The 25,776-nt window shown below is 53.2% G+C and carries 21 protein-coding genes; 8 read left to right on the forward strand and 13 right to left on the reverse strand.

Going from position 1 to position 25,776, the window contains the following annotated elements; translation table 11 throughout:
• Nucleotides 1-121 precede the first annotated feature (121 nt).
• The 3 genes from galS to folE all read right to left on the reverse strand — a co-directional run bounded on the left by galS (nt 122) and on the right by folE (nt 3,130).
• Entirely contained in the window at nt 122-1,147 is a 1,026-nt protein-coding gene (gene galS, locus WB371_RS06605) for an HTH-type transcriptional regulator GalS (protein ID WP_336219292.1), read from the reverse strand.
• Nucleotides 1,148-1,289: 142 nt separating this feature from the next.
• Nucleotides 1,290-2,447 (reverse strand): DUF418 domain-containing protein YeiB, encoded by a 1,158-nt coding sequence (gene yeiB, locus WB371_RS06610; RefSeq protein ID WP_336219293.1) that lies wholly within the window; start codon nt 2,445-2,447, stop codon nt 1,290-1,292.
• A 14-nt stretch (nt 2,448-2,461) separates the two neighbouring features.
• Complete coding sequence (folE, locus tag WB371_RS06615; RefSeq protein WP_336219294.1) at nt 2,462-3,130, reverse strand: GTP cyclohydrolase I FolE; 669 nt, start codon at nt 3,128-3,130, stop codon at nt 2,462-2,464.
• 308 nt (nt 3,131-3,438) lie between these two features.
• On the opposite strand from folE, the gene fghA reads away from it, so the two are divergent.
• Nucleotides 3,439-4,275, forward strand: coding sequence for an S-formylglutathione hydrolase (gene fghA, locus WB371_RS06620; protein WP_336219295.1), 837 nt, complete (start codon nt 3,439-3,441; stop codon nt 4,273-4,275).
• A gap of 283 nt (nt 4,276-4,558) precedes the next feature.
• Entirely contained in the window at nt 4,559-6,544 is a 1,986-nt protein-coding gene (locus WB371_RS06625) for a ligand-gated channel protein (RefSeq protein WP_336219296.1), read from the forward strand.
• A gap of 62 nt (nt 6,545-6,606) precedes the next feature.
• Here WB371_RS06625 and lysP read toward each other — a convergent pair whose 3' ends face one another.
• A complete protein-coding gene (lysP, locus tag WB371_RS06630) occupies nt 6,607-8,082 on the reverse strand; it encodes a lysine-specific permease (RefSeq protein ID WP_336219297.1) in 1,476 nt (491 codons plus the stop codon).
• A 184-nt stretch (nt 8,083-8,266) separates the two neighbouring features.
• On the reverse strand, nt 8,267-9,130 hold the full coding sequence (gene yieE / locus WB371_RS06635; RefSeq protein WP_336219298.1) for a DNA-binding transcriptional regulator YeiE: 864 nt from the start codon (nt 9,128-9,130) through the stop codon (nt 8,267-8,269).
• A 99-nt stretch (nt 9,131-9,229) separates the two neighbouring features.
• Between yieE and WB371_RS06640 the strand changes: the two genes are divergently transcribed.
• From WB371_RS06640 to WB371_RS06650, 3 genes are all read left to right on the forward strand, one after another.
• On the forward strand, nt 9,230-10,279 hold the full coding sequence (locus WB371_RS06640) for a YeiH family protein (RefSeq protein ID WP_336219299.1): 1,050 nt from the start codon (nt 9,230-9,232) through the stop codon (nt 10,277-10,279).
• A 108-nt stretch (nt 10,280-10,387) separates the two neighbouring features.
• Nucleotides 10,388-11,245 (forward strand): deoxyribonuclease IV, encoded by an 858-nt coding sequence (nfo, locus tag WB371_RS06645; RefSeq protein WP_336219300.1) that lies wholly within the window; start codon nt 10,388-10,390, stop codon nt 11,243-11,245.
• Nucleotides 11,246-11,247: 2 nt separating this feature from the next.
• A complete protein-coding gene (locus WB371_RS06650) occupies nt 11,248-12,342 on the forward strand; it encodes a sugar kinase (RefSeq protein ID WP_336219301.1) in 1,095 nt (364 codons plus the stop codon).
• 62 nt (nt 12,343-12,404) lie between these two features.
• Here WB371_RS06650 and WB371_RS06655 read toward each other — a convergent pair whose 3' ends face one another.
• From WB371_RS06655 to fruB, 6 genes are all read right to left on the reverse strand, one after another.
• Nucleotides 12,405-13,655: a NupC/NupG family nucleoside CNT transporter gene (locus WB371_RS06655; RefSeq protein ID WP_336219302.1), complete on the reverse strand. Its 1,251-nt coding sequence runs from the start codon at nt 13,653-13,655 to the stop codon at nt 12,405-12,407.
• An 85-nt stretch (nt 13,656-13,740) separates the two neighbouring features.
• Nucleotides 13,741-14,676, reverse strand: coding sequence for a pseudouridine-5'-phosphate glycosidase (locus tag WB371_RS06660; protein WP_336219303.1), 936 nt, complete (start codon nt 14,674-14,676; stop codon nt 13,741-13,743).
• Entirely contained in the window at nt 14,664-15,605 is a 942-nt protein-coding gene (locus WB371_RS06665; RefSeq protein ID WP_336219304.1) for a pseudouridine kinase, read from the reverse strand. Before WB371_RS06665 ends, WB371_RS06660 begins: the two co-directional genes overlap by 13 nt.
• A 284-nt stretch (nt 15,606-15,889) precedes the next feature.
• Nucleotides 15,890-17,581, reverse strand: coding sequence for a PTS fructose transporter subunit IIBC (gene fruA / locus WB371_RS06670; RefSeq protein WP_336219305.1), 1,692 nt, complete (start codon nt 17,579-17,581; stop codon nt 15,890-15,892).
• 16 nt (nt 17,582-17,597) lie between these two features.
• Nucleotides 17,598-18,536 carry a 1-phosphofructokinase gene (fruK, locus tag WB371_RS06675; protein ID WP_336219306.1) on the reverse strand — a complete coding sequence of 313 codons (939 nt, stop codon included), beginning with the start codon at nt 18,534-18,536 and terminating at the stop codon, nt 17,598-17,600.
• Entirely contained in the window at nt 18,536-19,666 is a 1,131-nt protein-coding gene (gene fruB / locus WB371_RS06680; protein WP_336219307.1) for a fused PTS fructose transporter subunit IIA/HPr protein, read from the reverse strand. The genes fruK and fruB overlap by 1 nt, the downstream gene beginning before the upstream one ends.
• Before the next feature lie 369 nt (nt 19,667-20,035).
• On the opposite strand from fruB, the gene setB reads away from it, so the two are divergent.
• Complete coding sequence (gene setB / locus WB371_RS06685) at nt 20,036-21,217, forward strand: sugar efflux transporter SetB (RefSeq protein WP_336219308.1); 1,182 nt, start codon at nt 20,036-20,038, stop codon at nt 21,215-21,217.
• Here setB and WB371_RS06690 read toward each other — a convergent pair.
• On the reverse strand, nt 21,214-21,468 hold the full coding sequence (locus WB371_RS06690) for a YkgJ family cysteine cluster protein (RefSeq protein WP_336219309.1): 255 nt from the start codon (nt 21,466-21,468) through the stop codon (nt 21,214-21,216). The genes setB and WB371_RS06690 overlap by 4 nt on opposite strands.
• A gap of 151 nt (nt 21,469-21,619) precedes the next feature.
• Here WB371_RS06690 and yeiP point away from each other — a divergent pair, with 151 nt between their 5' ends.
• The gene (gene yeiP / locus WB371_RS06695) at nt 21,620-22,192 is read left to right on the forward strand and encodes an elongation factor P-like protein YeiP (protein WP_336219310.1); all 573 of its coding nucleotides are present in this window, start codon (nt 21,620-21,622) and stop codon (nt 22,190-22,192) included.
• A gap of 646 nt (nt 22,193-22,838) precedes the next feature.
• Here the strand turns inward: yeiP and uxuA are convergent.
• The gene (uxuA, locus tag WB371_RS06700) at nt 22,839-24,029 is read right to left on the reverse strand and encodes a mannonate dehydratase (protein WP_336219311.1); all 1,191 of its coding nucleotides are present in this window, start codon (nt 24,027-24,029) and stop codon (nt 22,839-22,841) included.
• Nucleotides 24,030-24,233: 204 nt separating this feature from the next.
• Here uxuA and WB371_RS06705 point away from each other — a divergent pair, with 204 nt between their 5' ends.
• Complete coding sequence (locus WB371_RS06705; protein ID WP_336219313.1) at nt 24,234-25,700, forward strand: fructuronate reductase; 1,467 nt, start codon at nt 24,234-24,236, stop codon at nt 25,698-25,700.
• The last annotated feature ends 76 nt before the right edge of the window (nt 25,701-25,776 follow it).

A 25,776-nucleotide genomic window follows, 5' to 3' on the forward strand; every position in this document is an offset into this window, starting at 1 on the left:
AAAAGTGATTACTCACAGTTACATCGTAGTTACAGTGCGACAAGCGGTGCCATCATAGCCATCACAATGTTAAGATACTGTGAATTTACTCACAGATTGAAAGCGGTTACATCTCGTGACATTACGAGTTAGTGATCGCCGCCGCATTCTGTCGAATCGCCACGGAATGTCGTCTGACAAGCGTCGGCATAAAACAGTGCGTTGCCGTTAAATCCAGCGTTCCGGCTGCTCCCTGCAAGGCAAGCTCCGTCGCCAGTTTTGCCATTGAAGCAATGGGATAGCGCACCGTAGTTAACTGAGGGTCGGTGTAACGGGCAATGGGAATGTCATCAAAACCGATGATGGAAAGATGTAATGGAATGGAAATACCGTTGTCCTTTAACGCAGTGAGCGCTCCGGCAGCCATGTTGTCGTTATAGGCGAAGACAGCGGTGAGTTGCAGATTGCGCCCCAGCAGTTCGACCATCGCCGCCTCCCCGCCTTGCATGTCAGGCGACCCGGTTCCCACCCAGCTATCAGATGAGATAATCCCCTGCTCTTTAAGCGCGCTGCTCCACCCTTCCCGGCGCATCTCGTCATCTTCAATTCGGTGACTGGACGCCAGATAGCCGATACGCTGATGCCCATTGTTCAACAGCATCCGCGTGGCCATTTTCGCGCCGCTGATATTATCCAGGCAGACGCAGCGATGGGCATAACCAGGCACAATACGGTTGATCAGCACCATGCCCGGGACCTGATCCATAAAATCCGAGAGTTCCCGATCGCTCAACGCTTTTGAGTGAACAATTAACGCGTTACACCGCTGGCGGATCAGAACCTCGATGGCATGCCGTTCCTTTTCTGCTTCATGATAACTGTTGCCAATCAGAACGTACTTTTGATGCTGCTGGGCGACCAGATCCACCGCTTTCACCAGCGCGCCAAAAAATGCATCAGACACGTCCATCACCACCACGCCGATGGTCTCACTAATCTGCGTCGCCAGCGCCTGGGCATTGGCATTCGGTCGATACCCCAGCAGCGTCACCGCTTTCATTACCGCTTCACGCGTATCGGGACTGACCAGCGCACTGTTGTTTAATACGCGGGAAACCGTCGCCACAGATACGCCTGCCTGACGCGCCACATCACGAATGGTGATCATATTGACTACCCTGTTTGAAATTGCAGTCGCTTACTGCATAGCTGGCGGCTATTTTGTCAGCGGAGGGAAAAGGACTACGTGAGTACGGTCACAGGGATGAAAGCGCTTACATCCATTTTGTTAATGATTGTGATCCAGATCGTTATCTGGATGTATGGGATAATGATATCCCTGATGCCCGCAGGGTTAACTGTCGCCAGAGCCACTCCACCGGGCCCTGGGGGAGAAATCGCAGCCATATCACTGAGAAAAGAAGGTTTGCCAGCCAGACCGGAACAACAAACAGCAGCAGTTCCAGACGGTCAAATTGCATAAATAAGCCGAATCGATAAAACAACGTGGTGCAAATCAGGGTTTGCAGCAGGTAATTGCTCAGCGCCATTCGCCCGACACAGGCAATCGCTATCATGATTTTTGAACGGCTAAGTTGCGGCCAGTAACCAAACATCAGCGCGGTATAGCCAAGCGTCTGGAAAGGCGCGCTCAGCTCGCGCGGCGCCTGTAACAGGAACGCGCACCAGCGATAGTTCCAGTCAAGTTGCCACTGCGCGACCACCGCAGGAAAATTGATCAGCAGGCCAACGGCAACCAGTAAAAAACCGCTGCGCCGGTAATGCGCAAGGCTGAACTGCCCCTTTAGCCAGCCGCTGCGCATGAGTGCGGCACCGAGCAACATCATGCCCGCCAGTTGCCAGCCATACTGCGCCCCCAGCGCCAGTAGGCTATTCGATAAGGCGTCCACGCGATTACCAATCGCTTCAATACCGCCGTTTATCTTCCAGTATTTTTCATAGAGTAACGCCGACGCATCTGGCGTCCAGGCACGGTTGGTTTCGCCACTGGAGATTGCTCCGAGCAGTAGCAGCACGCCGAGTCCGACCAGATAGAGCAGCACACCGGTATTAAACAGGCTTTTTACCGACGGCGCATCGCGCACCAGCCGCCAACAGATAAGCCCCACCAGCCCATAGGCCAGCAAAATATCGCCATCCCAGAACAGCAACGCATGAATAAAACCGAGTAACACCAGCAATGTCAGCCGGGACTGGATCCAGCGCTTGCCTCGCGGCAACAGCATTTGCAGCCCGGCGCCGAACAGGAGGGCAAAAAGGGTGAGAAATTTGACCTGCGCAAAGAGATCAAGAACCGCCCATGTCCAGGCGTCCTGAAGTGTAATGTTGCCGTACCAGGCAGGGTTGAGATAAGCCGCCTTTGGCAGACCAAAGGCGCTGATATTCAGAAGCAGGATGCCGAGGATGGCGACGCCACGAACAAAATCCAGCGTGACATTACGCTCCATAAGCCCTGCCTTAATCAGTTATGATGACGTACCGCGCGCAAGAATTCCTGACGCGTATTCTGGCTCGATTTAAACAATCCGCCGAGAGAGGTCGTGGTGGTGGCACTGGTAGCATCGCGGATGCCGCGCGCTTTCACACAGTAGTGTACCGCATCAATCGACACCGCAACGTTGTTCGTTCCCAGCAGCGTTTGCAGCGCTGTCAGAATTTGCTGGGTTAAGCGCTCCTGCACCTGCGGGCGTTGAGCAAAAAACTGCACGATGCGGTTAATTTTTGATAAGCCAATCACCGAGTCTTTCGGGATATACGCGACGGTCGCCTTACCGTCTATCGTGACAAAATGGTGTTCACAGGTGCTGGTCAGCGTGATGTCACGTACCGTCACCATCTCATCGACCTTCATTTTGTTTTCAATGACGGTGATTTTAGGGAAATTGGCGTAATCCAGCCCCGAGAAAATCTCATCCACATACATCTTAGCGATACGATGCGGCGTTTCCATCAGGCTGTCATCGCTCAGATCGAGATTCAGCAATTGCATAATCTCGGTCATATGGCCTGAGATAAGACGTTTGCGCGTTTCGTTATCCATCTCATGCATGGGCGGGCGCAGCGGCGTTTCCAGGCCTCGCGCAACCAGCGCTTCATGAACCAGGGCAGCTTCTTTACTGAGTGATGACATCTATTCTTCTCCTGCAGGTGTGCCGCCTCTGCCCTGCGTGGGGCAAAGTTTGTAGGCTGTAGACAGCCCGATTATTGTGCGTGAGGCCGCGCACATAATCCAGTATTCACAACGATAATTGTTGAAATTGCTGTTGCCTTTCAAACCGCGTACTGGACAAAGCAGCGGGAAATGTTAAATCGGGGTTGTGCAGATGATGAAGCAAGTTTGCTGAATTCGGAAGTGAAAGTTACTCACAGTGCCATGAATTATCTGTATTATGGGGAGTTTGCGAACACATTCAGGTTCAACACAACAAGGAGCCACGCATGGAAATGCTCGAAGAGCACCGCTGTTTTGAAGGCTGGCAACAACGCTGGCGGCACGACTCCACCACGCTGAACTGCGCAATGACGTTCAGCATTTTTCTCCCCCCGCCTCGTGATAATACCCCACCGCCTGTGCTGTACTGGCTGTCCGGATTAACCTGTAATGACGAAAATTTCACCACCAAAGCAGGCGCACAACGTATCGCCGCCAGGTTGGGAATGGTATTAGTCATGCCGGATACCAGTCCGCGCGGTGAACAAATCGCCAACGATGAGGGTTATGACCTGGGTCAGGGGGCCGGTTTTTATCTCAACGCAACGCAACAACCATGGGCAGCCCACTACCGGATGTATGACTATGTGCGCGATGAATTGCCGGCCCTGATTCAGACGCAATTCAACGTCAGCGACCGTTGTGCGATCAGTGGGCACTCAATGGGCGGTCACGGCGCGTTGATCATGGCGCTAAAAAACCCAGGTAAATACACCAGCGTTTCTGCCTTCGCGCCTATTGTTAATCCGTGTCGTGTACCGTGGGGCGAAAAAGCGTTTAGCGCCTACCTGGGCGACGATAAATCCACCTGGGCCGAATGGGACAGTTGCACATTGATGTATGCCAGTAAGCCGGAAGACGCCATTCCAACGCTGATCGACCAGGGCGACAGCGATCAGTTTCTGGCCGATCAGTTACAGCCCGCCGTTCTGGCTGAAGCCGCACGCCATACCGCATGGCCGATGACGCTGCGTATTCAGCCTGGTTACGATCACAGCTATTTCTTCATTGCCTCTTTTATTGAGGATCATCTGCGTTTTCATGCAGAACATCTTATGAAATAGCATCCGGAGGGCACCACGCCCTCCTTTTTTGTTCCTGATTTTCCATCATCTCTTCCTCTTCCCTCCGGATTTACGTTTCTCTATCTTATTGAATCAGAATGATTTCCCTGCAAAAACCAACAAATACAAATGATTTCAATTATCATTTGTATTTACAAATATTCATTGTTTTGTACAATTCTCCCCGCTTCTTTACCGCAAAGAGTTCTTATAAGACAAACACATACAGTTGTCATGGCCTTTCACATGACACGCGGTTTTTCTCATTTAATGGAATGACAAAATGACTATACCTCACGTTAAGGCTATTGCCGTCGCAGTCAGCGCGGCGTGCCTCCCATCACTCAGCCATGCTGCCGATCAGGATACCGTCGTGGTTACCGCGACGGGATTTGAGCAGAAAATTCAGAACGCCCCGGCTTCAATTTCCGTTATCTCAAAACAGCAAATTGAAGATAAAGCCTACCGCGATGTCACCGACGCACTGAAAGATGTGCCTGGCGTGGTGGTCACCGGTGGGGGCAGCAGCAGTGACATCAGTATTCGCGGGATGGCCTCACAGTACACATTATTCCTGGTGAACGGCAAACGTATCAGCACCCGTGGTACGCGCCCGAACAGCGATAACGCCGGTATCGAACAAGGCTGGCTGCCACCGCTGGAATCAATCGAGCGTATTGAGGTCATCCGCGGGCCAATGTCATCGCTTTACGGTTCCGATGCAATGGGCGGCGTGATTAACGTGATCACCAAAAAGGTCTCGAACACCAAAGGCTGGAACGGTTCCCTGCACGGCGATGCAACATTCCAGGAAAACAGCGATTCCGGCGATCTGTTCCAGACCAACGCTTATGCCTCTGGCCCGCTAATCGACGGTCTGTTAGGCGCGAAAGTGACCGGATTACTGTCGCGTCGTGCGGAGGACCAAATAGTCAACGGGTATAATGAACAGCGCCTGCGTAACGGCGGTCTGACCCTTAACTTTACTCCGGACGACAAAAACGACATCGATTTTGATATCGCCCGTGAATTGCAGGATCGCGACAGTACGCCAGGCAAATCAATGGCGGCAGAAAGCTGCCGAAACGGAACCTGTAAACCCAACACGAAAAGTGAAAGCCGCTACGAACACACAACGTATTCATTGACGCACAGCGGCTATTACGATGATTTCAACAGCACCAGCTATATTCAGCAGGAAGAGACCAACAATCCGGGTCGTGAGATGAAGTCGTACAACACGATCTTTAATAACCAGAACCAGATTTTCCTCGGCGCTCATACCCTGACGCTGGGCGGTCAGTATCGTTATGAAAAACTGCGCGATAACGGCAACCAACTGGAAGCGGCTGATGGTCTGAATAAACTGACCCGCTGGAGCTGGGCGCTGTTTGCAGAAGATGAATGGGCGATGACCGACAGTTTCACCCTGACGGGCGGCATTCGTATGGATAAAGACGAAAACTACGGTGACAACTGGACGCCACGCGGTTACGGCGTCTGGCATCTGAGCGACCAATGGACCTTAAAAGGTGGGGTTTCCGCAGGTTACCGCGCGCCGGATCTGCGTCAATCTTCCGCGAGCTGGGGCCAGGTCACCGGAGGGGGGCGTCTGAACGGGATTATCGTCGGCAATCCGGATCTGAAACCGGAAAAGAGTCTGAGCGAAGAGCTGGGACTGCTGTGGGATAACGGTGAAAATCTCAACGCCGGCATCACCCTGTTTAACACGGATTTCAAAGATAAAATCACCGAAGTTCGTCGTTGCAACAGCAGCGCCGACCCGGCCTGTACGATTGGCAGTACCAGCTATGACTTTGTCAGCGATCGTGTGAACGTGGATAAAGCCAACATGCGCGGTGTGGAGTCAACATTCGGCTGGAAGGTAACACGCGATCTTAACTGGACAGCAAACTACACTTATACCGAATCTGAACAGAAGAGCGGTCAGTTCTCAGGTAAGCCCCTGAACAAAATGCCAAAACATATGTTCAATACTACGCTGGACTGGCAGGCGACTGAGGTCGTCGGCGTCTGGAGTCGCCTGAATTTTCGCGGAAAAACGTCCGAATATCTGAGCCGCACCTCGATGTCCCAGGGGACGCCGTCCTATACGCAGGTTGATGTGGGTGTTCGCTACAACGCCAATAAGAACTTGCTGGTGACGGCGGGTGTGTACAACGCGCTGGATAAGCAGATTGATTACGACACCTATGACACCATTCTGGATGGTCGTCGCTATACGGTAGGTCTGACGTACAACTTCTGAATGCCGCCCAGCAAAAAGCCCCGTGAAATCGGGGCTTTTGTATTAGTGCTTATCTGAAGCGCTTAACGCGGTTTCTTCACACGTTCCGGAAAGTGCATTTCACTGTAGCGAACAAAGTGCGTTCCTTTCGTCAGCTTGTAGCCGAACCAGATAATCAGGAACAGCGGAATGCCGATATAGGTTGCCGCCACGCCGCCCCAGTCAATGGAATCTTTAAGGAACGCTTCATAGTTTTGTCCCAGCGTGATAATCAGGCACAGGACAAAGGCGAAGATCGGCCCCAGCGGGAAGAAACCTGAACGGTATGGCAGATCTTTCACATCATGCCCCTGCAGCACATAGCCGCGACGGAAACGATAGTGACTGATCGCGATGCCCAGCCAGGCGATAAAACCGGTCATCCCGGAGGTGTTCAACAGCCACAGGTATACGGTCTGGTTGCCGAACATAGACGTCAGGAAGCACAGACCGGCAATGACCGTGGTGGCATACAGTGCATTACGCGGAACGCCGCCACGAGAAAGCTTCGCGAAAACACGCGGCGCTTTGCCGTCGCAGGCCAGGGTGTAAAGCATACGGGTTGACGCGTACATGCCGGAGTTACCCGCAGACAGGACCGCCGTCAGGATCACCGCATTCATCACCGCAGCCGCAGAGAGCAGTCCCGCATGCTGGAAGACCAGCGTAAACGGACTGACGCTGATATCTTTAACATCGTTACGCAGCAGGCTTGGATCGGTGTATGGAATGATCAGGCTGATAATCAGGATCGCGAAGACATAGAACAACAGGATTCGCCAGAACACCTGACGCACCGCACGCGGAATGTTCTTTTCCGGATCTTCAGATTCACCGGCAGCAATACCAATCAGCTCCGTTCCCTGGAAGGAGAAGCCGACAATCATCGCCACACCTATCATTGCCGCAAAGCCACCGGCAAACGGCGCATCGCCCGTCGTCCAGTTGCTCCAGCCCACCGGCTGGGCGCCTTTGAAAATGCCCACGATCATCATTACGCCGACAATGATAAAGATAATCACCGTCGCCACTTTGATAAGCGAAAACCAATATTCCGCTTCGCCGAAGCCTCTGACCGAAATGTAGTTCAGCAGGAAGATTACGCCCAGGAACAGCGCGCTCCAGATCCAGCCCGGCGTATCGGGGAACCACCAGCTCATCACCAGTTGTGCCGCCACAAGGTCAACGGCGATGGTCACCGCCCAGTTGTACCAGTAGTTCCAGCCCAGCGCGAAGCCAAAGCCCTCTTCTACATAGTTCTGACCGTAAGTTGCAAATGAACCGGACACCGGCATATATGCCGCCAGCTCACCCAGACTGGTCATCAGGAAGTACACCATCAGGCCAATCAGAATATAAGAAAACAGCGCCCCGCCTGGACCTGCTGCGGAAATGGTTGCACCCGATGCAACGAAAAGACCTGTTCCGATAGAACCGCCAATGGCAATCATCGTCAGGTGACGCGCCTTCAGTTCGCGGCGTAGCGCGGGCGCTTCTGTGGTTTTAGTTTCGGAAACCATGTGAAAATGCTATCCATCCAAAAAATGAGGCGCGATTGTAGCAGACGAAACGCTCTCCTTCCGGCACAAATGCGCAGTTATAAGAGACCTTCATGACTGGCCGCGGATTATAAGTAATAGCAGAGAATAGTGAATCCGCTGTTTGCAAAGCTTATACACTTAGCGCCATCCGTTCCGGAACCGGTTATTCACAGTAGCTAAGGAAACGCTGCAACGCGCTGGAAAGGTGTTTCTGCCGGTGATGAACGCGCCAGAGTGTGCGCACCAGTCGGGGAAGCGGCACGGCAACTTCACACAGGGTCCCGGCCTGCAGTTGCTCATCAATGACCCGCCGCGACAGGCAGCTAATGCCAAGCCCATGACGCACCGCGTGTTTAATGGCCTCTGAGTTTCCCAGTTCCATCGCCATTTCAAATTTAGGCAAGTGTGACAGCAGCAGATAATCGACAATTTCCCGCGTACCGGAACCACGCTCGCGCAGGATCCACGGCGCGCAGGCAAGCTGTTCAAGTGTTACCGGCCCCTGCGCCAGTGGCGATGACGGCGCGGCGAACACCACCAGCTCATCGTCCAGCCACGGCTCTGAGATAATCTCTGTGCTGTGGCAGGGTCCTTCGATCAAACCAATATCTACCCGAAAATCGAGCACCGCCGTAACGACATCCTGACTGTTACCGACGCTCAGTTCCAGCGGGAGATCGGGAAAGTCATGCCGATAGCGGGCGATCACTCCAGGCAGGATATAGTTGCCGATGGTACTACTGGCATACACGCGAATAGCCCCGTTGTCCTCACGAAACAGTTGCTCAATCTCCACCGCCTGTTCCAGCAGCGCCAGCGCCCGCGGATAGAGTAAACGCCCATGTTCGTTCACCACTAGCCGTTTACCCACGCGATCAAATAACTGCACGCCAAGCTGACCTTCCAGATCGGTCAGCGCCGCACTGACCGCAGACTGCGATAAGGCCAGCATCACGGACGCTTGCGTCGTTGAGCCGCTTTTCAAAACTTCGGTGAACACTTCGAGTTGCCGCAGGGTGATGTGCATGGTCGCTTACCACTTATAAAGATTAATTATAAATATATAATCAATTTTATTTTTAAACCAGTTCGCCGTACTCTTCTGCCCAGAAAAGAGGAGAAGGCAATGACAGAACTCACCTTAACGAATCATCGTCGTACCGTGTGGCATTTTATTCCAGGGCTCGCCCTGAGTGCAGTAATTACAGGCGTTGCCTTATGGGGTGGTTCCATTCCCGCCGTGGCGGGGGCCGGGTTCAGCGCCCTGACCTTAGCCATTTTAGTGGGGATGGTGATAGGCAACACCGTCTATCCGCACATCTGGAAAAGCTGTGATGGCGGCGTACTGTTTGCCAAACAACATCTGTTACGACTGGGGATTATCCTTTACGGTTTTCGCCTGACGTTCGCGCAAATTGCCGATGTCGGCGTCAGTGGTATTGTGATCGACATCCTGACCCTGTCGAGCACCTTTATGTTGGCCTGCTTTCTGGGGCAAAAAGTCTTTGGGCTGGACAGACAGACCAGTTGGCTGATTGGTGCCGGTAGCAGTATTTGCGGCGCGGCAGCCGTACTGGCAACCGAGCCGGTCGTCAAAGCGGAGGCCAGCAAAGTGACGGTCGCCGTGGCAACGGTAGTGATCTTCGGTACGATGGCTATCTTCCTGTACCCGGCGATGTACCCACTGCTGGCGCACTGGTTTAGTCCGGAAACCTACGGCATCTTTATTGGTTCAACCATGCATGAAGTCGCCCAGGTGGTTGCCGCAGGGCACGCGATTAACCCGGATGCAGAAAACGCGGCGGTCATTGCAAAAATGCTGCGCGTGATGATGCTGGCGCCGTTCCTTATCTTTATGGCGGCGCGCGTGAAACAGCTTTCACCAGCCAACGGTGGTGAAAAAAGCAAAATCACTATTCCGTGGTTTGCGATTCTGTTCATCGTGGTCGCCATTTTCAACTCGTTCCACCTGTTACCGCAGGCCGTCGTCAACATGCTGATCACGCTGGATACGGTACTGCTGGCGATGGCGATGGCGGCATTAGGGCTGACCACCCATGTCAGCGCGCTGAAAAAAGCCGGGGCAAAACCGCTGCTGATGGCGCTGGCGCTGTTCATCTGGCTGATTGTCGGTGGCGGTGTGATTAACCTGGTGGTTCAGCACGTTATTGCATAATTCGCTACATCCCGACCCTGTTAACCCGCTATGATTGACAAGTTTCAATTTTCAAATACGCAGAATCAGCCTGAAAGATAACGCGTATTGGGTTAACAGGAGTCTTTAATGAAATACATCGGAGCACACGTCAGCGCGGCTGGCGGACTGGCAAATGCCGTCATTCGCGCTGCTGAAATCGACGCAACCGCATTTGCGCTTTTCACCAAAAATCAGCGTCAATGGCGCGCCGCCCCCCTCACCTCGCAAATCATCGATGACTTTAAAGCCGCCTGTGAGAAATATCACTTTACGTCAGCGCAAATCCTGCCGCACGACAGCTATCTGATTAATCTTGGCCATCCGGTCAGCGACGCGCTGGAAAAATCCCGCGACGCGTTTCTGGATGAAATGCAGCGCTGCGAGCAGCTCGGCTTAACACTGCTTAACTTCCATCCGGGTAGCCACCTGATGCAAATTTCAGAAGACGAGTGCCTGGCGAAGATCGCCGAATCCATCAATATCACGCTTAGCCAGACTAAAGGCGTCACTGCGGTTATCGAAAATACCGCCGGACAGGGCAGCAATCTCGGGTTCAAATTCGAACACCTGGCCGCCATCATTGACGGCGTTGAAGACAAATCCCGCGTTGGCGTCTGCATCGACACCTGTCACGCTTTCGCCGCTGGTTACGATCTCCGTTCTGCGGCTGAGTGCGAAAAAACCTTCGCTGAATTCGAGCGCATCGTAGGCTTTCAGTATCTACGCGGTATGCATCTTAATGATGCCAAAAGCGCCTTCGGTAGCCGGGTCGACCGCCATCACAGCCTCGGTGAAGGCAACATCGGTCATGACGCATTTCGCTGGATCATGCAGGACTCGCGTTTCGACGGCATTCCACTGGTACTGGAAACCATTAATCCCGACATCTGGGCAGAAGAGATTGCCTGGCTGAAAGCGCAGCAGACTGAACAGGCGGTTGCGTAATCATGAACGACAGGGAAAAACAGATACTCAAAATCCTGCGCCGCAATCCCCTGATTCAGCAAAACGAAATTGCCGATATTTTGCAGATCAGCCGCTCACGCGTTGCCGCGCACATCATGGATCTGATGCGCAAAGGAGCAATTAAAGGCAAAGGTTACATCCTGACCGAACAGGCCTATTGCGTGGTTGTAGGGGCGATTAACATGGATATTCGCGGTATGGCGGACATCCACTATCCACAGGCGGCATCCAACCCAGGGAGCATCCACTGCTCCGCGGGCGGCGTCGGGCGCAATATCGCCCATAACCTCGCGCTGTTGGGTCGCGATGTGCATCTGATTTCCGCTGTCGGCAGTGATTTTTACGGTGAAACCCTGCTGGAACAAACGCGCCAGGCGGGAGTCAATATTTCCAGTTGTATTCGTCTGCACGGTCATAACACCTCGACCTATCTCTCTATTGCCAATCAACAGGAAGAGACGGTGCTGGCGATTAACGACACCCACATTTTGCAGCAGCTCACGCCGCAACTCCTGAACAGTTCACGCGATTTAATTCGCCACTCTGGTGTGGTGCTGGCGGACTGTAACCTGACGCCGGAAGCCCTGGAGTGGGTCTTTACGGTCGCCGATGAGATCCCGGTGTTTGTGGATACCGTTTCTGAGTTCAAGGCGACCAAAGTGAAAACCTGGTTTACCCGAATTCATACTCTGAAACTCACGCAAAAAGAGCTGGAAATACTCTGGGGTCAGCCCATCAACGGTGATGCCGATCGCGCCCGCGCGGTGAATGCCCTGCATCAACGGGGTATCAGGCAGATGTTTGTCTGTCTGGAAGATGAATCAGTCTTTTGCAGTCAAAGAGACGGCGAGCAGTTCTTACTCACGCCGCCTGCGTATACGGTTGTGGACAGCTTCGGCGCCGACGACGGCTTTATGGCCGGGTTGATTTACAGCTTTCTCGAAGGAAGCGAATTTCGCGAGAGCGCAAATTTCGCGATGGCCTGTGCCGCCCTGTCGCGCGCCAGCGTCAGTATTAACAACCCTACCCTTTCTGCCGATAACGCGCTCTATTTGCTCAATACCGCTCAGGTATGAACGCAATGTCGGATGGCGGCCCGGGATGCCCCCTTCAGGCCGCCATCCGGCAATATCATCCTCTACGCCAGACCGATAAAGAATCCGGCAATCGTCGCACTCATCAGGTTAGAGAGCGTGGCTGCCGCGAGCGCGCGCATCCCTAACTGAGCAATTTCCGGCGCCCGCTGTGGCGCAATGGCGGAAAATGCCCCCACCACCACGCCGATAGAACCAAAGTTGGCAAACCCGCATAGCGCAAAGGAGATGATGGCGATGGTTTTCACATCAAGGGTTCCGCCAGCCTGCAAATAGGGAGAGAAGTTCAGATAGGCGACAAATTCGTTAATCGCCAGTTTCTGGCCAATCAGGCTTCCGGCAAGGGTTGCATCGCTCCAGTCAACGCCCATAATCCACGCCAGCGGCGCTAAAACCCAACCAAAGATCCCTTCAAGCGTGGCGTGTCCAAAGCCAAACCAGCCGCCAACGCCGCCGAGAATACCGTTGATCAGCGCGATAATGGCGACAAACGCCATCACCACCGTCGCCACACCAGCGGCAATTTTCAGGCCGGTCATCGCGCCGCTGGCCGCCGCCTCGATAATGCTTTTTGGCGGCGTCTCGGTGAAGGAGAGATTTTCGAAGGTCACTTGTGACGCCTCCGTTGCCGGACTCAAAATACGGGCAAACAGGATCCCGCCGGGAATCGCCATCAGCGACGCCGCCAGCAGATAATCAATCGGCACGCCCATACCGGCATAACCAATCATCATCGAACCGGCAATTGAGGCCATGCCGCTACAAATGGCAGTAAACAGCTCATTGCGATTCAGGCGGTTAATAAACGGTTTCACGATCGCCGGGATCTCGTTCTGACCGAGGAAAATCGTCGTCACCGCGACAAAAGATTCAATTTTGCTGATGTTCAGCGCCTTCTGGAAAATCCCGCCCAGAATGCGAATCAGCAGTCCCATCACGCCGATGTAGTACAGCAGACTGATAAGTGCAGTCACAAAAATAATGGCCGGTAGCACGCGGAAGGCGAAGATAAATCCGGCACCATCAAACAACACATCCATTTTTGGCCCAACCAGAGAGCCAAAAATAAAGGCACTGCCCGCATCACTGTATGACATCACTTTATGCACGCCCAGCGCGGCCTGTTCGACCAGCCATTTTCCTGGCGGGAAGTAGAGCATAATCCCGCCGATCGCGATTTGCAGTACCAGAGCCGCGCCTACGGTGCGCAGGCTGATGCGCTTTTTATTCACCGACAGCAAGTATGCGATCACCAGCAATACCGCCATCCCCACAACACTTCTCATTATGTCCATAATGATTTCCCTTCATGCCAGGAAACCCGGCGCGAGGCCAGGTTTGGGTTGTTTCGGGCGACCGCACGCTGCCCGTTCGTTGTTATCAGGCAAGACGCTGGTATTCCTTTGCAATCTCGCAGGCCAGTACAGCGTTGTTGAACACCAGTTGAATGTTGGACTTCAGGCTGTCGCCTCCGGTTAATTCCGCAACGCGCGCCAGCAGGAACGGCGTGCTCTCTTTGCCTACAACGCCCTGCTCTTCAGCTTCCCTGACCGCCTGGTCAATCGCTGCATTAATTTTCTCTTCCGCCATGGCATAAGTTTCCGGAATGGGATTGGCGACAACCAGACCACCGTTCAGGCCGGTTTGCCATTTCACCGCCATCGCCCGGGCAATGTCTTTTGCGCTGTCAAGACGAATGCTGACGTCAAACGGGCTGGTACGACAGAAAAATGCCGGCAGCGATTTGGTCTGATAACCAATTAATGGCACACCGAATGTTTCTAAATATTCCGTGGTTAACCCTAAATCGAGAATAGATTTCGCACCGGCACACACTACCGTAACATTGGTATGCGCCAGTTCCTGGAGATCGGCGGAAATATCAAAAGTATGTTCCGCGCCACGGTGTACGCCACCAATTCCGCCCGTCGCAAATACGTGAATACCCGCAAGCGCGGCAATAATCATGGTTGAGGCGACGGTTGTCGCACCATTTTTTCCACCAGCAACCACAAATGGTAAATCACGACGACTGACTTTAGTGACGTTATGTCCTTCGCGGCCTAATAATTCAATTTCTTCTTTACTTAATCCCACTTTCATTACGCCGCCAATAATAGCGATCGTGGCAGGAACAGCACCGTGTTTACGGATAGTCTCTTCTACTTCGATGGCTGTTTGCGCATTTTGTGGAAATGGCATGCCGTGAGAAATAATAGTAGATTCAAGCGCAACAATCGGCTTTTTACTGTTAATGGCTTCCTGGACTTCTGGCGAAATATGTAATAATTCAGAGGAAATCGTTAATTCAGACATTCTGTTTTCTCCACTAGAGTTTTAACGTTCGCAACAGATAATTCAGGGTTGTTGGTATATTCACTGGCTAATGCCATTGACGAACAACCCTGCGCAAATCGGATAGAATCAATAAAAGGCATCCCTTCAACCCAACAGGCAGCGAGTCCCGCCATCATGGCGTCGCCGGCGCCGGTGACATTAACCACCTGCGTTTTTATCGGTAGCGACCAGCCACGGACACCGCGCATTTCACTGTAATAAACGCCGTCACCGCCCATGCTGAGTACCAGTCGGTTCAGCCCTCGCGCATGGAACCAGTCGGCGACTTTCTCGACATCATCACGTCCGGAGAGGGCGATACCGCTGAGCGTTTCCGCCTCCAGGCGATTCGGTTTCAGGGTGTGTATTTGTGCTAAACGCTCACGAATTTTGACGCATTTCCATGCCGACACCGGGTCAACAAACACCGGGACATCACAGGCGTTATCCAGCAACCACCCCAGCGCCTCTTCACTGATATTGCAGTCAGCCACAATAACGCTGGCACCGCGAATAAAATCAACATGCTGCGATAAAAATGCGGCTGAAATATGATCGGTAATACTCATGTCATTAATCGCTACCAGCATTTCACCGGTATTATCGAGCAGTGATAAATAACTTGATGTATTTTCACCGGCAACAATCAGGCAATTATCAACATGTACACCTGACTGCCTGGTTTGTGCCAGTAATGATTGTCCATAGAAATCATTACCTACTGCGGTCATTAGCCATGAATTCTTACCCAGCAACGCAAGATTATGAGCGATATTGCGCCCTACCCCACCTGGCGTAAATTTAATTTTTCCCGGATTTGAATCCGCATAATTTAAAGAAGCATGCGAATATCCTGCAACATCCATATTGGCGGAACCAATCGTGATTATGTAATCCTTTTCGCGCATAGCACATCCCCTGGTATGTAAATACCATGACAATGAGTTCGTTAAGTCTTTTCATCGCGCTCTTATTCATATTAGAGCACATGTTCACAATCAAACATATGTTTATAGTAAGCCTGTTTTTATAAAAGTAAACCAACTGGAAAGGACAAAAACCACCAGACATGAACAGAATCACAATTTTTTATAGATACAGTTTGTAAGGGAGGGAAAAGTTGGGAGGAAGAACACAAAATAGAGATAAAAAAAGGCAGAGAATCCTCTGCCTTTGTGTGAGACCGATCGTGTTATGCCGCTTTTGCGACCGTACTCTCTTCCGGACGCTTCAGGAAAGCGTAGGCCAGACCCGCGACCAGCGTACCGGCAATAATCGCCAGCAGGTAGCCCAGTACGGGGGTAATTGCACCCGGGATCAGCAGAACAAACAGACCGCCGTGCGGTGCCATCAGTTTCGCGCCAACCGCCATGGAGATCGCGCCGGTTAATGCGCCGCCAACAATACAGCACGGCAGAACACGCATCGGATCGCGGGCAGCGAAAGGAATGGCGCCTTCAGTGATGAAGCACAGACCCAGTACCAGAGCGGCTTTGCCCCCTTCCTGCTGCGCTTTGTCGAATTTACGGCGTGCAACCAGTGTTGCCAGACCCAGCGCCAGAGGAGGAACCATGCCCGCCGCCATAATCGCCGCCATTGGCGCATAGGTTTGCGTACTCAGCAGACCCACACCAAACGCATAGGCGGCTTTGTTCACCGGCCCACCCATGTCCGTACACATCATCCCACCGAGGATAGCGCCCAGCAGGACCGCATTCGCGGTACCCATGGTTTGCAGCCAGTGCGTTAACCCTTCCAGAATGCCTGCCACTGGTTTACCGATGAGATAGATCATCGCCAGACCTACCACGAGGCTGGAAATCAGCGGAATAATCAGGATAGGTTTCAGTGCTTCCATACTCTGCGGCAATTTCAGCTTCGTGCTGATAGCCTTCGCCACATAACCCGCAAGAAAACCGGCAATGATCCCGCCAATAAAGCCGGAACCGGTGCTCACGGCTAACATACCGCCGATAAGACCCGGAGTCAGACCCGGACGATCGGCAATTGAGAAAGCAATGTAACCCGCCAGAACCGGCACCATCAGGGCAAAAGCCGAACCGCCGCCAATCTGCATCAGCGCCGCCGCCAGAGTACCTTCTACCTTGAAGGCTTCGATACCAAAGGCAAAGGAAAGCGCAATACACAGACCACCTGCCACCACCATCGGCAGCATGTAGGAAACCCCCGTCAGCAGATGACGATAGGCTCCCGCGCTCTCTTTTTTACCTTCGCTGGTTGCCGTCTGCGCTTTGCTCGCGGGTTCATACACAACCGCTTCTGCAACAGCTTTATCCAGTTCCTGGGCGGTTTTCTTCAATGCCAGACCGGTGGAGGTACGATACATCGGCTTACCGGCAAATTTCGCCAGATCCACTTCAATGTCGGCCGCAACGATCACCAGGTCGGCCTGCGCCACTTCTTCCGGCGTGATAGCATTGCCTGCCCCCACAGAGCCACGGGTTTCAACCTTCACCCACCAGCCGCGTTTTTTCGCTTCGGTTTCAATGGCTTCAGCCGCCATAAAGGTATGTGCGACACCCGTCGGGCACGCGGTCACCGCTACCACGCGCTTCGGACCGCTGGTCGTGGAGACAGACGTCGCGACAGCCGGTGCGCTGTAAGGCTTCGCATGCCCTTTTGCTTCGCTGAGAAACAGTTCAGGGTGCGCAACCGCGCGGGCAATGTCGCCCAGCCAGACTTTTTTACCGTTCAACGCATTGTCATTAGGGATGGCATCGGCCAGGACGATGGCCAGTTCAGCGTCATTCGGATTATCGATAATTTCCAGGTTTGCTTTTTGTGCCGCCGCGCCGAGCAGGGTCTTCGCCATATAAGCGCGGGCCTGTCCGAGGTTAGCGTCAATTATCAGCAGCGTTTTCATTATGCCTCTCCTGCTGTCAGTTAAACGGTTGTAAGTCGACACGCGCCATCATTGCGGCCAACTGAGGACGATCGGTAATTCCCACATTACTCTGACTGACCGCCAGTGCAGCGACAGCCGTCGCCAGGCGTAGCGTATGCTCACTGGATTCACGCATCAGCAGGCCATAAATCAGGCCGCCGACCATTGAATCCCCGGCCCCCACGGTGCTGACCACATCAACCGAAGGCGGTTTTGCGATCCACTCACCCGACGCGTTCACCCACAGCGCGCCTTCTGCGCCCAGGGAGATCACCACATGAGCAATACCTTGTTCACGCAGTGCGTGCGCCGCTTCAATGACATCCTTCATTTCAGGCAGCTTGCGCCCCGCCCAAATCTCCAGCTCGCGACGATTTGGTTTCACCAACCACGGGGAGGCTTTGAGACCTGCGACTAACGCTTCACGGCTACTATCAAAGATAATGCACGGACACTGACTACGCAGGCGCGTCATCCAGTCGGTGAACGCTTCCGGGCTCACGCCGCTGGGCAAACTGCCGCTGACGCAAACCATATCGAACTGACCCAGCCAGCTCAGGGAATCAGTGACGAAGCGTTCCCAGTCAGCGGGGGTAACGTCGAAACCGGAAAAGTTAAAGTCTGTCACCTCACCGTCTTTTTCCGTCAGCTTGACGTTGATGCGGGTACGCCCCTGCACGACCTGAAAACGGTTAGCAATGCCCAGTTCGCTGAACAATTGCTGAAAACCGTCCTGGTTGTCTTTGCCCAGAAAACCGCCGACGGTAACGTCAATACCCAAGTCCTTGAGAACTTTAGCAACATTGATGCCTTTACCTGCCGCGTGCAGCCCGGTGGTTTTCACCAGATTGACTTCACCACGTTCAATTTCAGGACAGAATCCGACCAGGTCATACGCCGGATTCAACGTGATGGTTGCAACACGTCTGCTCATTATGCGCCCTCCCCGAGACCGGCAGCGATGGCGTCGCCAATCGCTTTCAGCGCCTGTTCAGCATCAGCGCCCTGAGCCGTAAAGCGCAGACGGTGTCCCTTTTTCACGCCCAATGCCACAACTTTCATCAGACTACGTCCATTTGCTGGTTTGCCAGTTCCATCAAGGTTTGCCACGGTAATTTCACTGTTAAATTGTTTAATCGTATTGACCAGCATGGTCCCCGGACGGGCATGCAGGCCGTGCTCATTGCGAACCACGAACTCAGCATTCAGCACATCGTCAGTCAGTGCGTCATCGCTGGTCAGCAGCGCCAGCACGGTGGCCGCATCAGCGTTCAGCAGGCGGTCAGCTTTATTGTCCAGCAACAAATCCCCCAGACGCTTCAGTACCGCAACAGGCTGATCGTCAGCCATCGCAGCGGTCACCAACAGCGCGGCTTTTTCACCCTGGACGTCAAATACATTTGCAGCACGGCTTACAGCGATGGCGCTACGCAGATTGCCCTGCGCGCTGTCACTCAGCCAGATCCCCTGCCCCAGATTCATTGGTTGCTCGTTAATCACATTCGCAACAAACGCCGCGTCCACTGCGCCCGCTTCTTTCAGACGCGCGGCGTTCAGCGCCTGCAGCGTCACCAGATCGGTGGCAGCAACATCCAGCGTCAGCGTTTCGTTGTCGAGCTTAAGCTGTTCACTTTGCTTTTCACCCATCAGCAACGCGCGCAACTCTTCAGCCGTGGTAGCTGATTTAAGCTGTTCAGCAACGGAATCGTCGCTGAGTACATGCGTTAGCTGACGCAGCAAACCAAGATGTTCATCGGAGCTGGCGGCAATCCCAATAGCAACATAGGCAACCTGACCGTCGCCCCAGGTAACACCCTGCGGGAACTGATAAACCTGAACGCCGGTTTTCAGCACCTGATCGCGCGTGTCGGTGGTACCGTGGGGAATGGCAATCCCGTTGCCGAGAAAAGTGGACGTTTGCTGTTCGCGCGCAAGCATGCCATCAACATAGCCCTCCGCGACGTTACCGGCCTGCACTAACACAGCGGCAACCTTGCGAATGGCCTCATTTTTATCTCCGGCCTGTTCGCCCGGGTGAATGTCCTGAACGGATAACTGAAACATGGTTCTCCTCTCCTGCTGAATTGAAACGATTCAGCTAACATGAGAAAAAATACGCTATACGGTTTCATCACAGGAAATCGAACAGCGCTGAAACGTTTCAAGAAGTCTTGCGCTTTCTGCTTCAGCATGCAAGAAAACTTCAATTTTTGATCGAGAAATTTTGAGGCAATGCACATTTTCATCTCTTACACTTCACTTTGCTGAAGTCGAAAAAAGGCATTGCTGTTAAATTTCAGCAGCGTCAGCAACAGTAAAGAATTAGGGTGAAATGCCATTTTGATTTTTCGTGTTGAATTTGATTCAGGCACCTGTTTATTTTTTAACAGGCGGCGTAAACTCCGCGTCTCTTCATATTACTGATACTGAAACATGCACAACACCCCCGCTGCCGCCTCGCCAAAAACGTTTGACCTGACGTCTACGGCTTTCCTTATTGTTGCCTTTCTTACCGGGATTGCCGGTGCGTTACAAACCCCTACGCTAAGCCTTTTTCTGACCGATGAAGTGCATGCGCGTCCGGCCATGGTCGGTTTCTTTTTTACCGGGAGCGCCGTGATAGGCATTCTGGTCAGTCAGTTTCTGGCGGGACGTTCAGACAAAAAAGGCGACCGCAAAACATTGATCGTCTTCTGTTGTGCATTGGGCATGCTGGCCTGTGTGTTATTCGCCTGGAATCGCAACTATTTTATTTTGCTGTTTATCGGCGTTTTCCTTAGCAGTTTTGGTTCGACCGCCAACCCGCAAATGTTTGCGCTGGCCCGAGAACATGCCGATCGCACGGGCCGTGAAGCCGTGATGTTCAGCTCTATTCTGCGTGCCCAGGTTTCCCTGGCCTGGGTGATTGGCCCGCCGCTGGCCTATGCGCTGGCGATGGGGTTTAGCTTTACAGTGATGTATCTGAGCGCCGCTGTGGCGTTTGTGGTGTGCGGCGCGATGGTGTGGTTATTTTTACCCTCAATGCGTAAAGACGTGCCGCTGGCGACGGGAGTACTGGAAGCCCCCCGCCGCAACAGACGGGATACCTTACTGCTGTTCGCCATTTGCACCTTAATGTGGGGCACCAATAGTCTCTACATCATTAACATGCCGCTGTTTATCATTAATGAATTGCATCTCCCGGAAAAGCTCGCGGGTGTAATGATGGGTACGGCAGCCGGGCTGGAAATCCCGACAATGCTGATTGCAGGTTACTTCGCAAAACGGCTGGGTAAACGGCTGCTGATGTCCATTGCAGTAGCGGCAGGCTTTTGTTTCTACGCAGGGATGCTGGTTGCGCACTCTCCAGTCGTGCTGCTGGGATTACAACTGCTGAATGCAATCTACATCGGCATTCTTGGTGGGATCGGCATGCTCTATTTTCAGGATTTGATGCCAGGACAGGCGGGTTCCGCAACAACGTTGTATACCAATACTATCCGCGTCGGCTGGATTATCGCTGGCTCGCTGGCAGGTATTGCTGCTGAAATCTGGAACTACCATGCGGTGTTCTGGTTCGCGCTGATCATGATTATCGCCACCATGGCCTGTCTGGCGCGCATCAAAGATGTTTAAGGTGCAGTCAGCGTTTCCAGGTCGATGAGCCAGGTCATCGCCTGTTGAGACGTTTCGCCGCACATTTCCGCGTTCGGCTGTAATCCCGAACACACTTTTGGGCGTAGCGGAGAGGTAAAAATTTTACAGCGGAGATGTTCGTCAAGCTGGATGCATGGCGTGTTGGCGGGCTTGCCTTGCGGCATACCGGGGATAGGACTGGAAATCGAAGGGGCTATGCAACACGCCCCGCAATCCGGACGGCATTCCATCTTAAACTCTCTCTGTTATGACCACCGGACAGGACGCGCACAGTAACACCTTTTTTGTACCCGTAAAAGTGTGAATTCCACTTGCCTGAATGACCCGGCGCGAGTAGTTTGACGCGATAATTTAGCTAATCTCTGATACAGGATCTTTTCGATGCCAAGAGCGAACGAAATCAAAAAAGGTATGGTACTGAATTACAACGGCAAGCTGCTGATTGTGAAAGATATTGATATTCAGTCTCCGACCGCCCGTGGCGCAGCAACATTGTACAAAATGCGTTTTTCTGATGTCCGTACCGGCCTGAAAGTGGAAGAACGTTTCAAAGGCGACGACATTGTCGACACCGTAACCCTGAGCCGCCGTGGCGTCGATTTCTCTTATATCGATGGCAACGAGTACGTGTTCATGGATAAAGAAGATTACACGCCTTATACCTTCACCAAAGACCAGATTGAAGAAGAGCTGCTGTTTATTCCTGAAGGCGGTATGCCGGATATGCAGGTATTGCTCTGGGACGGCCAGTTGCTGGCGCTGGAACTGCCGCAGACAGTGGATCTGGAAATCGTGGAAACGGCTCCCGGCATCAAAGGCGCATCAGCCAGTGCCCGTAACAAGCCCGCGACGCTGAGCACCGGCCTGGTGATTCTGGTTCCGGAGTACCTGAGTGCCGGTGAAAAAATCCGTATTCATATCGAAGAGCGCCGCTATATGGGCCGTGCGGATTAAGTTTCGCCTTGATGTAAAAAGAACAGTATTAGCTGTGATGCTGGTCAGTTAAGGTTTGCAGGTTGTTCCGTTCATCTTAAGACCTGTTGATTCTGTTACTTCACATTCTGTAAGCGGGATAAGGGGGCCACCACGGCTCCCTTATCAATCCCCGTGGCCCGCAGAGAAATCGGTGCTTCACACTACGCTCACCTCCCGACCGTCTGCCTGCCTGCGGCCGGTTCTGGTCGACATCCTGTCTCCGGTTCGCCGATTTCAGCGGGGGACTCACACCCGAGCCCGGTTCAGGCGATGAAGAAGCCGGAGGGAACGCAAGGTCCGGCTGAAAACCGCCGGGACGTTTGCGGCTGGGCGGGGCCGCCCGCCGGGAGCGGGCGGAGGGTACGCGGCACAGGGATGTGACGTCGTACCCGACCCGAAAGCCAGACGCAATAAGTCCAGGGGACCGCGAAGCGGCGGTTTTCCTTGCCGGGAGCCGGGATTGTAAAGGGCGTGGCGGCGAACGCCCTTTACACGTTCACCGCAGCGAAACTGACAGGAAGCAGAGGAGTTTTAGTGAACGGAACCATTTCACTGCTTTTTCAGAGGACGGATTTTGAAGCAACATAATGAATATATATTCGTTATGTTGCTTAACTAACCAGCCTTACAGCAAATCACGGAACTGGGTCATTTTCAGCGCCAGTTCAACACCGCGCACTTCCGCAAGACCTTTCAGACGACCAATCGCGGAGTAACCCGGATTGGTTTTTTTGTGCAGATCATCCAGCATCTGATGGCCGTGATCGGGACGCATCGGGATCGGACGCAAATCGCCCGCCTTTTTGCGACGCTGTTCTTCGGTCAGAATCGCCGTCACCACCGCTACCATGTTCACATCACCCTGTAAATGCGCCCCTTCATGGAAGGTTTTCGGGTTCTCTTCACGGCACGTTGAACGCAGATGAGTGAAGTGGATACGATCGCCAAACGTTTCGATCATCTTCACCAGGTCGTTATCCGCACGGACACCGTAAGAACCGGTACACATCGTGAAGCCGTTGTAGATGCTGTCGACGGTTTCTTTCAGCCACTGCATATCTTCTATAGTGGAGACGATGCGCGGTAGCCCCAGGATCGGACGCGGCGGATCGTCAGGATGTACAGCCAGGCGTACACCCACCTCTTCTGCAACAGGTACGATCGCTCGCAGGAATACCGCCATGTTGTTACGCAAATCGTCTTTGCTGATGCCGTCATATTCGGCAAGACGCGCCCGGAACTGATCGAGGGTATAACCCTCTTCCGCCCCTGGCAAACCGGCAATGATATTGCGGGTCAGCTTATCGATCTCCCCGGCACTCATCGCATTGAAATACGCCTGCGCCTGACGCTGTTCCTCTTCTGTATAATCCGCTTCGGCACCGGCACGTTTGAGGATATGCAACTCAAAAGCGGCAAAGGCTATCTGATCGAAACGCAGCGCTCTGGAACCATCTGGCATTTCATATTCAAGATCGGTGCGCGTCCAGTCGAGAATAGGCATGAAGTTGTAGCAGACCGTGTCGATACCGCAGGCCGCCAGATTGCGGATGCTTTGCTGATAATTGGCAATCCACGTCTGGTACTGACCGGAACGCGTTTTAATGTCTTCATGAACCGGAATACTTTCAACGACGGACCAGGTCAGCCCCTTTTCCGCCAGAATCGCCTGACGCTTTTTAATCTCTTCAACCGGCCACACCTCACCGTTGGGAATGTGGTGCAATGCCGTCACAACGCCCGTTGCGCCAGCCTGACGCACATCATCAAGTGATACCGGATCGTTCGGTCCGTACCAACGCCAGGTTTGTTCCATTGCTTCACCTCACAAGTTGTTATACCAAATTAGCGTACCTGAATGACGACTACCATACAGGCTTATCCGTATGGATCAATAAAGGCCGTATGATTGATTGATCCAGCTCACATTCCCCGGATAATTAAGGCTTACCAATTTAATTTGTTGTCATATAACTTTACACTGCCATTGTTAATTTATAGTTAATCAGGTGTGTAATTAATGAAGACAATTGCCTCAGCATCACTGCCGGATGGCGTACAAACGCCGCGCTATGACCGTCAACAGCTTAAAACACGTATTGTGCATTTTGGCTTTGGCGCCTTCCACCGGGCACATCAGGCTTTACTTACCGACCGGGTGCTGAATGCCAGAGGAGGTGACTGGGGTATCTGCGAAATCAGCCTGTTCAGCGGCGACACGCTGATGAGCCAGCTTCGCACGCAGGATCATCTCTATACCGTGCTGGAAAAAGGCGCCGACGGCAATCAGGCCATTATTGTGGGAGCCGTCAACGAATGCCTGAATGCAAAGCTCGACTCCCTCGCCGCGATCGTCGAGAAATTTTGCGAGCCGCAGGTGGCGATTGTTTCGCTGACCATTACCGAAAAAGGCTATTGCATCGATCCGGCTACCGGTGCGCTGGATATGACCAATCCCCGCATTCTTCACGATCTGCAAGCACCTGATGAGCCCCATTCTGCACCCGGTATTCTGGTCGAGGCGCTGGCGCGTCGCCAGGCGCGTGGGTTAGCGCCCTTCACGGTGCTCTCCTGCGATAACATTCCAGACAATGGTCGCGTGGTGAAAAACGCCGTGCTGGGAATGGCGGCAAAACGTTCCCCCGCGCTGGCTGACTGGATCCGTGAACACGTTAGTTTCCCCGCGACCATGGTTGATCGCATTGTTCCTGCGGCAACGCCAGAGTCGCTGGCTGAAATCACCCATGAAGTGGGGATCGCCGATCCCTGTGGCATTAGCTGTGAGCCTTTTATTCAGTGGGTTATTGAGGACAATTTTGTCGCCGGTCGCCCGGCGTGGGAAGCCGCTGGTGTGCAGATGGTGAGCGATGTCCGCCCCTGGGAAGAGATGAAATTACGAATGCTTAATGGCAGCCACTCATTTCTTGCGTATCTCGGTTATCTGTCAGGATTTCAATATATTAATGAGTGCATGCAGGACAGAACTTTTCGCGATGCCGCTTACCGGCTGATGATGAACGAACAGGCTCCCACGCTCAGTATTACCGGCGTGGATTTAGCCAGCTACGCAGACGGCCTGATTGCACGTTTTGCCAATCCGGCGCTAAAACATAAAACCTGGCAAATTGCGATGGACGGCAGTCAGAAACTGCCCCAGCGTATGCTGGCGGGCATTCGTCACCATCTGGCCCACGGTAGCGCATGGCCGCTGCTGGCGCTGGGCGTCGCCGGATGGATGCGTTACGTTAGCGGGACGGATGATGCTGGCAATGCCATTGACGTGCGCGATCCGCTGAGCGAAAAAATCCGCGCCGCAGTGGATACCAGCCGTACTGAAGAACGGGTCACCGCCCTGCTCTTATTACCGGAGATTTTCGGTGACGACCTGCCACGCAATCGCGTTTTTGTACAGGCGATTGAATCAGCCTGGCAGCGCATCGCGCAGCACGGTGCTTATCAGGCAGTACTGGATACCTTAAAAAATTAACAATTTCTGCCATTAAGACGAGCGACCCCCGCCTTCGCTCGTCTCGCCCTTCTCTTTTCCGCTTTTTTTCGCCAGG

It is taken from the genome of Citrobacter amalonaticus (assembly GCF_037053465.1).
GTDB classification, from domain to species: domain Bacteria; phylum Pseudomonadota; class Gammaproteobacteria; order Enterobacterales; family Enterobacteriaceae; genus Citrobacter_A; species Citrobacter_A amalonaticus_H.

Coding starts and splice junctions, on each gene's coding strand:
- galS (WP_336219292.1), bottom strand. CDS start 1,147: ATGATCACCATTCGTGATGTGGCGCGTCAGGCAGGCGTATCTGTGGCG.
- yeiB (WP_336219293.1), bottom strand. CDS start 2,447: ATGGAGCGTAATGTCACGCTGGATTTTGTTCGTGGCGTCGCCATCCTC.
- folE (WP_336219294.1), bottom strand. CDS start 3,130: ATGTCATCACTCAGTAAAGAAGCTGCCCTGGTTCATGAAGCGCTGGTT.
- fghA (WP_336219295.1), top strand. CDS start 3,439: ATGGAAATGCTCGAAGAGCACCGCTGTTTTGAAGGCTGGCAACAACGC.
- WB371_RS06625 (WP_336219296.1), top strand. CDS start 4,559: ATGACTATACCTCACGTTAAGGCTATTGCCGTCGCAGTCAGCGCGGCG.
- lysP (WP_336219297.1), bottom strand. CDS start 8,082: ATGGTTTCCGAAACTAAAACCACAGAAGCGCCCGCGCTACGCCGCGAA.
- yieE (WP_336219298.1), bottom strand. CDS start 9,130: ATGCACATCACCCTGCGGCAACTCGAAGTGTTCACCGAAGTTTTGAAA.
- WB371_RS06640 (WP_336219299.1), top strand. CDS start 9,230: ATGACAGAACTCACCTTAACGAATCATCGTCGTACCGTGTGGCATTTT.
- nfo (WP_336219300.1), top strand. CDS start 10,388: ATGAAATACATCGGAGCACACGTCAGCGCGGCTGGCGGACTGGCAAAT.
- WB371_RS06650 (WP_336219301.1), top strand. CDS start 11,248: ATGAACGACAGGGAAAAACAGATACTCAAAATCCTGCGCCGCAATCCC.
- WB371_RS06655 (WP_336219302.1), bottom strand. CDS start 13,655: ATGGACATAATGAGAAGTGTTGTGGGGATGGCGGTATTGCTGGTGATC.
- WB371_RS06660 (WP_336219303.1), bottom strand. CDS start 14,676: ATGTCTGAATTAACGATTTCCTCTGAATTATTACATATTTCGCCAGAA.
- WB371_RS06665 (WP_336219304.1), bottom strand. CDS start 15,605: ATGCGCGAAAAGGATTACATAATCACGATTGGTTCCGCCAATATGGAT.
- fruA (WP_336219305.1), bottom strand. CDS start 17,581: ATGAAAACGCTGCTGATAATTGACGCTAACCTCGGACAGGCCCGCGCT.
- fruK (WP_336219306.1), bottom strand. CDS start 18,536: ATGAGCAGACGTGTTGCAACCATCACGTTGAATCCGGCGTATGACCTG.
- fruB (WP_336219307.1), bottom strand. CDS start 19,666: ATGTTTCAGTTATCCGTTCAGGACATTCACCCGGGCGAACAGGCCGGA.
- setB (WP_336219308.1), top strand. CDS start 20,036: ATGCACAACACCCCCGCTGCCGCCTCGCCAAAAACGTTTGACCTGACG.
- WB371_RS06690 (WP_336219309.1), bottom strand. CDS start 21,468: ATGGAATGCCGTCCGGATTGCGGGGCGTGTTGCATAGCCCCTTCGATT.
- yeiP (WP_336219310.1), top strand. CDS start 21,620: ATGCCAAGAGCGAACGAAATCAAAAAAGGTATGGTACTGAATTACAAC.
- uxuA (WP_336219311.1), bottom strand. CDS start 24,029: ATGGAACAAACCTGGCGTTGGTACGGACCGAACGATCCGGTATCACTT.
- WB371_RS06705 (WP_336219313.1), top strand. CDS start 24,234: ATGAAGACAATTGCCTCAGCATCACTGCCGGATGGCGTACAAACGCCG.